Below are 11,511 nucleotides of genomic sequence, written 5' to 3' on the forward strand. Positions count from 1 at the left end.
AAATAAATCAGCGAATGTGGGGGCTTTAATCTTCATAGTCACACTTTTCGGTAGTGTGCTAATTATAGCATATCACCCACCTTTTGTGCAGAGGTTCCTTAATGATTTTGTCGATTAGCGGCCGAATTCATAACATCAATGTTTTTTTTGAGATGTCAGAGACTTCCAGTCTTACTTTTGGATGATTAGACTGTTATATTTCCTTGGATTATTCTCAAACTAAAGATTTTTAAAGGACGCGATAATGGATTTCGTAAAGCTTTCCGAACAGCGTTTTACCGCTAAAAAATTCGATGTCAACAAAAAGATTCCTCGTGATGACGTCGAAAAATTAAAGACAATTCTTCAGCTCTCTCCTTCTTCCGTCAACAGCCAGCCTTGGGTCTTCCTTTGGGGCACAAGCGACAATTCCAAGAAACGCGTTCGTCCGGCAATTGCCGACTTCAACTGGAACCGCATCGACACTTGCTCCGACTTTATCGTGATCGCCGTCAGAAAGGGTTTGGACGACAAATTCCAGCACACCCTTCTCGACCAGGAAATCAAAGACGGCCGCATTGCCAACGAAGAAATTGCCAAAGAATGCTTCGAATCCAGAAAATTCTTTATTGATCTGCGTGAACGTACCGGCCAAACTCTCAACTGGGAAACTAAGCAGGCCTATATCGCAATGACAGCATTGCTTTACGGCGCCGCCTCCCTCGGCATTGATTCCACACCGATCGAAGGTTTCGATGAAGACAAGATGGATAAACTCCTGAATCTTGATAACTACGGTGTGCATTCCGTCCTCGTCGTGACCTTGGGCTACGACGCCGAAGACGACCACAACCGTACTCGTCCGAAGTCTCGTCTGGAACAGAGCAAGATCTTCTTCGATCTGGATAAGTTCCCAGGCTAATATATAGATCAACCGCATGCAGCCGCCTTTCGAGGCGGCTTTGTTTTGTCCGGAACTGCGGTTCTCGGACAATTGAGATACGCCGTCATGCTCGTTTTCTCGACTTTCTTTGAACGCGAGCCTTTTAGATAATAAGTTCACCACTTTCACCCAAGGATTTGATGTTGTTTAGGAAACTCTGGCTTTCTTTATGCGCCGGCGCGCTGCTGGCGGCTCATCCGCTTCAGGCGGAGGAACCGACTCAGCTTCGGGAAGTCAGAGTCGCCTACATCGGAATCCTGCCGTCTGAAACCACTGAGCACGCCGTCTACCCTACTTTCGATTTTCTAAAGTCACAGCTCGGGCACAAATACCGATTCAAGCTTTTTGATATTTCAAACCACGATTTCTTAGAAGAAATCAATGTCCTGAAGCCTCATTTACTCTTTGCTCCGAGCGAGATTTATCTTCAGCTTGCGGCGATTCCCCAATTGAACGCTCACGACATTGCTGCTTTGAAGTCGGTTTTCTCTTCTAAGACCAGTGCGTCTGTGGGTTCAGTGTTTATTACACGCGCTGACCGAAACGACATCAACACCATCGCCGATATGAAGGGCAAACGCGTTGCTGCGGCCAACAACGAAAATTTAAGCGAATGGTGGGCAGCGTTAGGAGAACTCAAGGAGCACGGCTACGCTCCGAACCGTTTCTTCGGAAGCGAACGATTCACCCGTGAACGTCACCTCGGAGCCGTAGAAGAAGTTCTTGCCGGATCGAGCGACGTGGGTATTCTTCCGACTTGCCTTCTTGAGGCTTACGAAGGAGTAGGCTTCGTGGCTCCGGGTTCACTGAAAGTGATCGAGCCTTACGATAATGCCAAGGATGAGTCGCCCTTCTACTGCCGCCGCTCTACTCGTGCGCTTTATCCCGGCATTGTGATTTCTTCGCTGGCGAACGCACCTGACGACATCGTCAAAGACGTCGTTCGCACCCTCTTTACGATGTCGCCTTTCCAAGGCAACGAATGGGCTGCCGGTTACGATTACACGGAAGTGCTCCGACTGATGAAAGATCTGAAGTTCGGTATGTACGAGAACCTCAGGGACTACTCTTTGGGCGCCCTTCTTCAACGGTATAAAACTGAGCTACTGATCCTGCTAACGATCCTGCTGTTTTTAATCGGCAACGAGCTGCGCGTCCATCATTTGGTCAACAAACGGACGGCAGAGCTCAAAGGTGCACTGGAAGCCAAGAACGCCGCAGAACAAGAGGCCGTCCTCGGCCGCAAACGGCTCTCTCATATCGAGCGTTCAGGCGTTATTTCGCAGATGTCCAACATCATTGCGCATGAGTTAAAACAGCCCCTAGGCGCACTGCTGAACTATGCAGCCGTCTTGAAACTGCGACTGAACGACAAAATGGCAGAAGACCCATTAACCAAGACCGTCGTCGAGAATATGGATGCGGAAACCAGACGCATTTCCCGTATCGTGGATTCGGTGCGCAAATTTGCAAAAAAAGAGCAGCCTGCACATATCGAATACGATTTAGTTCGAATCGTAGAAAAGGCGATCCGCACTTTCCATCAGCAGGAAGAAGCAAAAACAGCAGTTCCCTTCCGAACGGATGTGGCCACAGCGCCGGTTTTAGCCGATCCTCTTTCCTTGGAACTTTTAATTTTGAATTTAATCCGAAATGCCGCAGCTGCCAGTAAAGAGTCCGGCAGACCCAAGCTCGGCGTTTCGTTAGAGCCGGCAGGCAAACGCTGGAAGGTCACCGTTTGGAATAACGGTCTGGTCCTAAGCGACGAGCAGTTCACACGATTGGAGCACGCCGCTGAGTCCACCAAGCCTGAAGGCCTGGGATTGGGTCTTTCCATTGTGCGTGAGATCGCCGATATGCACTCGGCGTCGCTGCACTTTGAACGCCTGACAAAAGGCGGCGTACGCGCTGAACTTATGATTGATCGTTTAGCGACCAAAGATCCGGAGAAAAAAATCAATGAATAAAGAACATACCTTGATCCGCCTCGTCGACGACGACGAAAGTTTATTGTTTTCTACCAAGATCCTGCTGGAGGCCCTCGGCTGGAAAGTGGCTGCTTATAACTCTCCGACGGAGTTTTTGGTCCGCGACAACCTCAGTATTCCCGGCTGCGCCGTATTAGATGTGCGCATGCCGCAGATGACCGGGCTTGAAGTGCAGGAAACGCTCATTGAGCGCGGCTTTGCTCATTTCCCGCTGATTTTCCTTTCCGGACACGGCGACATTCAAATGGCAGTGAACGCCATGAGCAAAGGCGCCCTGACCTTCTTGGAAAAGCCTGTCGATCCTGAGCGGCTGAACCAAGAAGTCACCCGTGCAGTAAAGCTGGGCATCAGACGAGCGGAAGAAGCCAACGAATTAAATGCATTAAAGCGCCGCTATCGGCAACTCACCAACCGAGAGAAAGAAGTCCTGTCTCTGGTCGCCGAGGGGCTGACCAATAAAGAAATTGCCGACCGTCTCGAACTCTCTGTGCCTACGATCAAAATGCATCGAAGCCGAGCCTCCGAAAAACTTGCAATGGATTCTGTCGCCGAAATCACGCGTGCGCTCATCCTGCTTAACGAAGCTTCCGCGAAATGATCAGAAGAGAGTTTCTCGCCGGCTTGACGAGTTTGAGCGCTTTAGCTGCGGCTCCCGCCATCTCTTTTGCTCAGGCTCCCATGAACCTCGGACAGCAATGGGATGTCATTGTAATCGGCTCCGGCTTAGCGGGTTTGTCTGCCGCTTTATCCGCTTCTGAAAACGGTGCCGATCGCATCCTCGTTATTGAAAAGCTTCCCGTACTCGGCGGCCACTCGCGCTTATCAACCGGCTCCTTCTTAGCCGTTTCCCCGAAGCGGCTTGAACCACTTGGAATCCATACATCGGTAGACGCTGTTCTGGAAGAAATGATGGAAGTCGGAGGCGGACTCGGCAATAAAGATTTAGCTCGGCTTTTGCTCTCTGAGAGTGAGGCGGCCATGGATTGGCTGGAAACGCACGGCCTGGTTTGGAACCCGGAACCTTATGTCGCCGTCGGCTCTCCCTCGGCCTACGCTTTCAGAACGATCCAAGGTTTCACCGGTTCTCACTACATATTCAAACTCAATCAGAGAGCACGCGAACGCGGCGTCCGCTTTTTGTATGACCAGCCGGTCACCGACCTTCTTCAGGATCCGGTTTCCGGCAACGTCAACGGTGTCGTTGTTAAAAGCAAAAACCATGAAGTGATCTACATCCGCGGCAATGCCGTGGTTATTGCAACCGGAGGATATTCGGCAAACAACGCTTTATGCCGCAAATTCAATCCTGAAATCTCGGCGCTTATGCCCTCGACAGCGAATCCCGGAGGAAGATATCTTGACGGAGCTTGGGGCGATGCGTTGGAATTTACCAAGCCCTTCCACGCAGCTACGGTTGATTTGGATAAGATTCAAAGGATTTGCTTTCTTGGCGGTCGCCTAGTCGACTACACCGGCGCAGACATCTATCTGAACAAAAACGGTCTTCGGTTTGTCAATGAAGGGGCGTCTCACGGAGACGTGCTTGCCGAACTCTTGAAGCAGCCTCAAAGAGCAATGTGGGTGATCACTGACTCCCAGTCCAAAAAAGGTTTGTCTCTTGAGAACAAACTCGCCGACGGGGCGGTTAAAAAATTTGATTCTCTTTGTCAGGTCGCTGCCTTCATCGGCTGTCCGGCAGAGACTCTGGAAGAAACCGTTACCAGATACAACGACTTTGTTCTCAAAGGCGTGGACGAGGATTTCGGCAAGAAAGTTATGCTGCAGACCATCAGTTATCCGCCTTTTTACGTCGGCCAGGAAAGAGTGGGCGTTCACTATTGCTGCGGCGGACTCAAGTTCAATGAAAAAGCTCAAGTCTTAAATACCTCCGAAGAACCCATTGCCGGCCTTTACGTTGCCGGTGAGGCCTCAGGCGGTGTTCACGGAAAAGACCGCTTGGGCGGCATCGGCTTAACCGATGCCGTGGTATTCGGCAGAATTGCAGGACGAGAAGCGGCGCTCCTTGAAAGGACGTCCGAGCATGCTGAATTTCAGTACGTTCCGCCGAGAAGCCACAGCATTCAAGAGCTTGATGCTTCTGCGGATTTTGAGCCGACGAGCGATTAAGTACCGTCTCACGGTTTGCTCTAAACTATTACCCAACTTTAATTCTTGGTTGAACTATGAATCCGGACAAGGAAGAACCCGTCTTCGGCGCAGTCGTCGTCGCAGCGGGAGTCGGTTCAAGAATGGGCACCGGCAGCCCGAAACAATATGAACTTATCGGCAGCAAAACGATGCTGGAACGCTCGGTTCAAGTACTCCTCGACGAGCCTCGCATTAAAGAGCTCGTGGTCGTCATTTCACCAGCCGACATAATCGGTCAGAGACTTGTATTTGAAGATCCCCGCGTCCGCATCGCACGTGTAGGAGGACAGACACGGGCCGACAGCGTTAAAAACGGCATCTTGTTTTCTAACCTGAAGTCTTCGGACTGGGTGTTAGTCCATGATGCGGCCCGTCCCTGCCTGCTAACATCCGATGTCACCAAGCTGATGGATTACTGCCAAAGACATCAGGAAAGCGCCATACTTGCCGTTCCGGTCAATGACACTCTTAAAAAAGAAGGCGAAAACGGCACAATCGCCTGCACCGTGAGTCGAGACGGTTTGTGGGCTGCTCAGACCCCGCAGTGTTTCCCAGTCGGCGAATTAACCCGCGCCATGAATGAAGCAGGATCGGCCGTCACGGACGAGGCAAGCGCCATGGAATTTGTCGGAAAGCATCCAGCGCTGGTCGAGGGCACGCCGACCAATATTAAAGTCACGCGCCCGATGGACCTCTGGCTCGCACGAGCCATCTTTTTAGCTCGCAAAGAAAAGGAAAATAATGAGTAACTGCAAAATCAGAGTCGGCCAGGGTTATGACGTTCACCGTTTGGTCGAAGGACGTCCGTTGATTTTAGGCGGCGTTCAGATTCCGCATTCTCTAGGCTTGGACGGACACTCCGATGCCGATGTTCTGCTGCATGCCGTCACCGATGCTTTGTTCGGGGCTGCTGCCATGGGCGACATCGGCAGGCACTTTCCGGACACCGACCCAGCTTATAAGGGCGCCGACAGCACCAAATTGCTTTCCGAAGCGCTGAAAAAAGTGTGGGATAAAGGCTGGAAACCGGTGAATGTAGACTGCACAATCATTGCTCAGAAACCGAAACTTGCCCCATTCATGAACCAGATCAATTCTTCTTTGGCTGCTATATTGCAGCTTCCCGTCGACTGCGTGAACGTCAAAGCCAAGACCAACGAAAAGCTCGGCTTTGAGGGAAAAGAAGAAGGGATTGTGGCTCAAGCGGTCATCCTGCTTGAGGCCCGTGCTTAATCAGCCTTTTCGGGCGTTTCCTTGCCTTCGGTAAGTTTTCTGACGACGGAGGCCTTCGGAACCACCGGAATCGTCATCTGAACGCTCAAACCGTTCGGAATATTCTGGGCTAAGCGGACGGAACCTCCGCCGGCCTTAGCGACGCGGTTGACAATAGACAGACCCAATCCTGTCCCTGAGGCATTTCCGCGGGCAGTATCGCCGCGCTCAAACGGACGCAGAACGCGTTCTAAATCGCTTTCCGGAAGACCTTTGCCGTCATCGGCAACAATCAATTCGGCTGCTCCTCGCTTCTTCAAATAGTGAAGCGTAATGGACAGACGGAGAATGCCGTCGGAGCTGCGGCCGTACTTGCCGGCATTGACAATCATGTTTTGAACAGCACGCGCTAAATCCGTCGGATTGGCGCGGACTTCCAAACCGTCTTCAATCGAAGTAAGAAGCTGAATATCAGGCTGTGAGGCTACACGATTGGCGGCAATCACATGCCTGACGGTATCGGAAATATTGACGACTTCAAGTTCGGCCTCGCTCTGTCGGACGTATGCCATGAACTGCTTAACGATGCTTTCCATCTGATCAAGATCGCTGCACATGGCTTCTCGCGTCTCTTCGGAAAGCGGAGCCAATTCAACTTCAAGTCTTAATCGGGTAATCGGTGTACGAAGGTCGTGGCTGACGCCTGCGAGCAGAAGCTCGCGGTCGCTCGCCAAGCGCTTCAGGTCTGAGACCATCACGTTAAAGCTTTCGTTAACTTCACGGATTTCACTCGGACCGTCGAGAGGCAGCGGCTGCGGGAAAACGCCGCGGCCGAGCTCTCGCGCATACTCACTGAGTTTTGCGAGAGGGTCAATCAAACGGCTGGTTAAAAGTACCGTAAACAGGGCGCAGATGAGCAGCATCCCTGCGAACCAAAACATCCAGTTGGCACCCAATCGAGGGTTTTCGGCCGTTCGTTCTGCTCGGATCCAATATTCGTCCCCATCGATCTCGAAACTGACCCATAAACCGGGAATGCCGTTCAGGCTCTGAGCAAGAATGGTCTTCTTGCCCAAAGACGAACGGACATTATCAAGAATCAGATCGTTGAGACTGTCGCTTTCCAGCGGAACAATACGGTCGTACGGTTCTTTCGGGAGTATCGTCAGGCCCTCACGCTGAGCCAATGCCATGATGAGGTCAAAACGATAACTCGTATCGGCACTGATCAGCGCATAGCGGGTCAGTGTCGTAATTGCGGTAATTCGCAGTGAGGCAGCTTGGGCTCGCGGCGCCTCATTCAAGACAGCCAAGCCGTAGAGCCAAGCGCAGACGCTGGTCAGCACCAGAATAAAGAGCGCTCCGAAAGTTTTCCAAAACAACCCGGAAAAAAACTGCGAACCGAAGCCCTCCTTGCCGGCCTTGTCTGCCATATTGCCTCACTTTCCGATCACAAATTATTTCTTATCCTGAGCGTCGGAAGCGCCGTCAGGAATAAACACGTAGCCTAAGCCCCAAACTGTCTGGAGATAACGAGGTTTGGAAGGATCAGGTTCGATAATTTTACGCAAACGAGAAACCTGAACGTCCAAAGAACGGTCAAAGGCTTCGTATTCGCGGCCGCGGGCCATTTCCATCAGCTTGTCGCGGGAAAGCGGAACTCTCGGATGACGTGCAAATGTCTTGAGAACCGCAAATTCACCGGTTGTAAGCGGAATTTCTTCATCGCCTTTAGAAAGTTTGCGAGTACCCAGATCAAGAGAGAAGTTGCCGAAACGAACGACTTCATCTTCTTTGCTCGGAGCTCCGGGAGGATCAACCGGCTCTCTGCGGCGCAGAATGGCATGCAGACGGGCCAGCAGTTCGCGGGGATTGTAGGGTTTCGGGAGATAATCGTCGGCGCCCAATTCAAGGCCCAAGATTCGATCGATGTCTTCTCCTTTAGCGGTAAGCATCAGGATCGGCGTTGTGTCATTGGAAGCACGGATTCTCTTCAGTATGGAAATTCCGTCTTCGCCCGGCATCATGACGTCCAAAACCACGGCGTCAAAACGTTCTCTTAGCCACAGACGATTCATCTGTTCGGCATTTTCTGCCACAGATACGTGGAAACCGTTATTTGTAAGGAATTGACGAAGCAAATCGCGTAAGCGGCTGTCGTCGTCAACCACGAGGATGCGTGGAGGACGCTTGTTGCTGAGGGCTCCGCCGTCTTTTCTCAATGTCTCTGATTCTTGCATAGCATCTCCTGTCGGAAGATTTACAAATTACATGATGCTACAAAATTTATCCTCTTTTTGGTTTTCTTGCTACATGCCCCTATTCCTTTTGGGCAATAAGTTGAATAGGATTATGAAAATAAAAGAAAGAGGCATTTATTTTGAAAGAGATCCGATATCTACCCGTTGTTTTGCTCTTGCTGCAGCCCGTAGTCGGTTCTGCTCATAATCCGGGACATCCGTCACCGTCAGAAACGACTGCAACTGTCGTGATTGACGCTTCCTCCGCCGAGGAAAACAGCTCTATTCCTCGCCCGCATGCGCCAAACGCAGCTTCTAATCCTAACGTTCCCAAATGTCACTGGGATAAATTGGACGCCGAAGGCCGTGCTTCTGTTTGGCCGACGTTATCGGCCAGGCACCGTGATTACCATTGGCGGCTCATGACCAGTGAAGAGCGCGCCGAGCTTCGGTCTTTCCTTCCGAAGATGGAAAGACGCCGTTTGCGTGAACGTTTTGTGACAAATCATCAGCATGCGCGCGATAACGATCGTCCTTACGTCCTATACAAGCGCCTCTCAAAACAAGAGCTCTGCGAGTTAAGAGAGCAAGTGCGTCAGGCGAACAAACAGCTTGTCCTTTCCAAAATGCTCAAGACGCCCGCCCAGATCGAGTACGAAGATCAGTTCCTTTCAAAACTCGCTGAGATGAACGATTTGAATCATCAGATGGTCATCGTCACGATTCAGGAGTCCGCTATGGAAAGTATGGCGGCTGCCGATCAAAAGGTCACGCCTGCCGCCCAAGAGAGTGCTTCTGCCCGCGTTTCTCCTTAGTCACAGACCGACTAAAATACTCTGCACTATAGGAGTGTTGTATGGCAAGCGCATTACTTTGTCTTGAGTCTTCCGGAAATCTGTGTTCCGTCGCTGTCACCGGTTTCGATCGTGAGGCTTACCTTCAATCCGAGCCCGGACAAAAACACACGAAAGTCATTCTCGGAATGATCCGCGGCTGTCTGACTGCTGCAGGCGGCAGCCGTGAAGGACTTCAGGGAATTGCCTTCGGATCCGGCCCCGGCGCCTTTACCGGACTGCGCGTTGCCTGCGGCTTGGCTCAGGGTTTGGGCTGGGCGCTCAATATCCCGCTCATTCCCGTCAACACCCTGCTCGCGCTCGCCTACATCCATCATGAAACATTGGAAGAAGGCTCCCGCCTTTTGGCCGCGATCGATGCACGTATGCATGAGTGCTACTGCGCTGTCTTCCGTTACGAAAATCATGAATTCAAGGAAGTCACGGCGCCAGCGCTTTGCAAACCATCCGAACTTTTAGCGATCGCAGATGACAACGGCGCCGAATTCCTGTGCGGAAATGCTTTCCGAATCTACGCCGATGAAATCGGAGATCCCGCTCCTAAGAAACTTCTTTCTACGGACGACGTCAACGCTCAAATGATCGTACCGCTCGCCCGAAAATATTTTGAAGAAAATAAAACAGTGGACGCCGCAGAAGCGTCCCCGCTTTACGTTCGAGACCATGTCGCATTGACGATTGAAGAACGCAAAGCAGAAAAATCCCGTTGAGAATCTTTATGGCTGAAAATCTCCTCATCACCCGAATGACTTCGGATGACATCGATGATGTTGTCCTTCTTGACCGCTCCATCTTTTATGATCCGTGGGCTCGAACGTCATTCTCCGGTTCTCTGAAGAAAGACACCTGTCTTGTTCTCAGAAGAGACGGTGAGCTTGAGGGATATGTGATTTTCAGCAGCATTTTTGACGAAGGAGAACTGCTTCGCATCGCCGTCAATCCGCTGTCCCGCCGCAAAGGTTATGCCACGATGCTCATGAAGGAACTAAGCAAGCTGGGACGCGAACGCAACATCGAACATTGGTTCTTAGAAGTTAGAGCCGGAAATCTCGGAGCGATTAAACTTTATGAGAAATTCGGTTTCATCATGATGGGTCGGCGCAAAGGGTACTATCCTTCGCCTAACGGTCGGGAAGACGCCATCACGATGCACGCGTATAGGAAGAAATAAAAGGTGCTTGATCAAAGGAAGTCAGACATATGGAATGCACTCGGCATCGGTTCTCAGTGGATCGAGCGAGATGAGCTGGCTAAAGCTGCCGAAGAAGCTGCAAAAAACAAAGCTGAGGCTTTGGCCGCTGCTTCTCCGAAGCCTCAGCTGCAGAATTCCGTTCCTGCCGCCGCTTCGGCTCCTTCCTTTGTAAACCGTGCGCCTCAAACTCCTCAAGCCAGTTCGGCTCCTGTTGCAAACGCACCTGCGGCAGAGCCAGCCCGCGTTACCGCAGGAATTGCTAATCGCAGCGCTCCGCCGCCCAAAGCGGCTCGTCCCGAGCCGGCGGCGAAGCCAGCTTACCGCAGTGCCAGCGAAGCACGCGGCGTGCGTCCCGAAGCGTATACGGAAGCACGTATTCATCAGATTGCAACCGCCGATTGGCAGACTTTAAAACAGCTCGTGCAGGACTGCCGAGCCTGTGAAATCTCCTCGAGCCGTCTGCATCCGGTTTTCGGACAAGGCAATCCGCCCTGCCGCCTAATGCTGATCGGTGAAGCTCCCGGCGCAGAAGAAGACCGTTTGGGGCAGCCTTTTGTCGGCCCCTCGGGCAAACTGCTGGATAAGATTCTTGAGGCAGCCAAGCTCGATCGCGAGAAGGACCTGTGTATTTTCAACACACTGAAATGTCGTCCGCCGCTGAATGCCACACCGGAAAAAGCCGAAACCATGGCCTGCCGTCCATTCCTGGAACGCCAAATCGAATTGATTGACCCGGAAGTGATCGTTGCAATGGGCAAGCCTGCCGCTTCCTGGTTCTTCCCGGATCTCAAAACGCTCAATCCTTATCGTGGCAAAGTGCACAATTTGACTGTACAAAGCAAGCCTCGGAAGGTCATCGTGACTTATCATCCTTCTTACCTGCTGCGCTCTCCTCAGGAAAAGCGCAAGGCATGGCTGGATTGGTGCTTAATACTCGATACCCTAAGCTAAACAA

The 11,511-nt window shown here is 51.7% G+C and carries 12 protein-coding genes; 10 read left to right on the top strand and 2 right to left on the bottom strand.

What is annotated here, in order from left to right; genetic code table 11:
• Positions 1-244 precede the first annotated feature (244 nt).
• The 6 genes from ACZND6_RS01360 to ispF all read left to right on the top strand — a co-directional run bounded on the left by ACZND6_RS01360 (position 245) and on the right by ispF (position 6,291).
• Positions 245-901: a nitroreductase family protein gene (locus ACZND6_RS01360; RefSeq protein WP_022099936.1), complete on the top strand. Its 657-nt coding sequence runs from the start codon at positions 245-247 to the stop codon at positions 899-901.
• Positions 902-1,062: 161 nt separating this feature from the next.
• Positions 1,063-2,889, top strand: coding sequence for a sensor histidine kinase (locus tag ACZND6_RS01365; RefSeq protein WP_046447914.1), 1,827 nt, complete (start codon positions 1,063-1,065; stop codon positions 2,887-2,889).
• Positions 2,882-3,508 carry a response regulator transcription factor gene (locus ACZND6_RS01370; RefSeq protein ID WP_022099933.1) on the top strand — a complete coding sequence of 209 codons (627 nt, stop codon included), beginning with the start codon at positions 2,882-2,884 and terminating at the stop codon, positions 3,506-3,508. Before ACZND6_RS01365 ends, ACZND6_RS01370 begins: the two co-directional genes overlap by 8 nt.
• Entirely contained in the window at positions 3,505-5,037 is a 1,533-nt protein-coding gene (locus ACZND6_RS01375; RefSeq protein WP_293737268.1) for an FAD-dependent oxidoreductase, read from the top strand. The genes ACZND6_RS01370 and ACZND6_RS01375 overlap by 4 nt, the downstream gene beginning before the upstream one ends.
• Before the next feature lie 56 nt (positions 5,038-5,093).
• Positions 5,094-5,807: a 2-C-methyl-D-erythritol 4-phosphate cytidylyltransferase gene (ispD, locus tag ACZND6_RS01380; protein WP_022099931.1), complete on the top strand. Its 714-nt coding sequence runs from the start codon at positions 5,094-5,096 to the stop codon at positions 5,805-5,807.
• Entirely contained in the window at positions 5,800-6,291 is a 492-nt protein-coding gene (gene ispF / locus ACZND6_RS01385) for a 2-C-methyl-D-erythritol 2,4-cyclodiphosphate synthase (protein WP_022099930.1), read from the top strand. The genes ispD and ispF overlap by 8 nt, the downstream gene beginning before the upstream one ends.
• On the opposite strand, the gene ACZND6_RS01390 is transcribed toward ispF, so the two are convergent.
• Both ACZND6_RS01390 and ompR read right to left on the bottom strand, forming a co-directional pair.
• Positions 6,288-7,703: an ATP-binding protein gene (locus ACZND6_RS01390; RefSeq protein ID WP_489524313.1), complete on the bottom strand. Its 1,416-nt coding sequence runs from the start codon at positions 7,701-7,703 to the stop codon at positions 6,288-6,290. The two genes, ispF and ACZND6_RS01390, sit on opposite strands and share 4 nt — an antisense overlap.
• A gap of 24 nt (positions 7,704-7,727) precedes the next feature.
• Complete coding sequence (gene ompR, locus ACZND6_RS01395; RefSeq protein ID WP_008864815.1) at positions 7,728-8,510, bottom strand: osmolarity response regulator transcription factor OmpR; 783 nt, start codon at positions 8,508-8,510, stop codon at positions 7,728-7,730.
• A 140-nt stretch (positions 8,511-8,650) separates the two neighbouring features.
• Here ompR and ACZND6_RS01400 point away from each other — a divergent pair, with 140 nt between their 5' ends.
• The 4 genes from ACZND6_RS01400 to ACZND6_RS01415 are packed head-to-tail and all read left to right on the top strand — an operon-like array spanning position 8,651 to position 11,507.
• Positions 8,651-9,325: a hypothetical protein gene (locus ACZND6_RS01400; RefSeq protein ID WP_046447911.1), complete on the top strand. Its 675-nt coding sequence runs from the start codon at positions 8,651-8,653 to the stop codon at positions 9,323-9,325.
• A gap of 41 nt (positions 9,326-9,366) precedes the next feature.
• Positions 9,367-10,074, top strand: coding sequence for a tRNA (adenosine(37)-N6)-threonylcarbamoyltransferase complex dimerization subunit type 1 TsaB (gene tsaB / locus ACZND6_RS01405; protein WP_293737267.1), 708 nt, complete (start codon positions 9,367-9,369; stop codon positions 10,072-10,074).
• Positions 10,075-10,082: 8 nt separating this feature from the next.
• Positions 10,083-10,535, top strand: coding sequence for a ribosomal protein S18-alanine N-acetyltransferase (gene rimI / locus ACZND6_RS01410; RefSeq protein ID WP_293737266.1), 453 nt, complete (start codon positions 10,083-10,085; stop codon positions 10,533-10,535).
• A 3-nt stretch (positions 10,536-10,538) separates the two neighbouring features.
• Positions 10,539-11,507 (top strand): uracil-DNA glycosylase, encoded by a 969-nt coding sequence (locus ACZND6_RS01415; protein WP_300876257.1) that lies wholly within the window; start codon positions 10,539-10,541, stop codon positions 11,505-11,507.
• Positions 11,508-11,511: the final 4 nt, after the last annotated feature.

It is taken from the genome of Parasutterella sp. (genome assembly GCF_057870745.1).

Excerpts from the sequence above, each read along its gene's own strand:
- ACZND6_RS01360 (WP_022099936.1), top strand. The coding sequence starts at position 245 with ATGGATTTCGTAAAGCTTTCCGAACAGCGTTTTACCGCTAAAAAATTC.
- ACZND6_RS01365 (WP_046447914.1), top strand. The coding sequence starts at position 1,063 with ATGTTGTTTAGGAAACTCTGGCTTTCTTTATGCGCCGGCGCGCTGCTG.
- ACZND6_RS01370 (WP_022099933.1), top strand. The coding sequence starts at position 2,882 with ATGAATAAAGAACATACCTTGATCCGCCTCGTCGACGACGACGAAAGT.
- ACZND6_RS01375 (WP_293737268.1), top strand. The coding sequence starts at position 3,505 with ATGATCAGAAGAGAGTTTCTCGCCGGCTTGACGAGTTTGAGCGCTTTA.
- ispD (WP_022099931.1), top strand. The coding sequence starts at position 5,094 with ATGAATCCGGACAAGGAAGAACCCGTCTTCGGCGCAGTCGTCGTCGCA.
- ispF (WP_022099930.1), top strand. The coding sequence starts at position 5,800 with ATGAGTAACTGCAAAATCAGAGTCGGCCAGGGTTATGACGTTCACCGT.
- ACZND6_RS01390 (WP_489524313.1), bottom strand. The coding sequence starts at position 7,703 with ATGGCAGACAAGGCCGGCAAGGAGGGCTTCGGTTCGCAGTTTTTTTCC.
- ompR (WP_008864815.1), bottom strand. The coding sequence starts at position 8,510 with ATGCAAGAATCAGAGACATTGAGAAAAGACGGCGGAGCCCTCAGCAAC.
- tsaB (WP_293737267.1), top strand. The coding sequence starts at position 9,367 with ATGGCAAGCGCATTACTTTGTCTTGAGTCTTCCGGAAATCTGTGTTCC.
- rimI (WP_293737266.1), top strand. The coding sequence starts at position 10,083 with ATGGCTGAAAATCTCCTCATCACCCGAATGACTTCGGATGACATCGAT.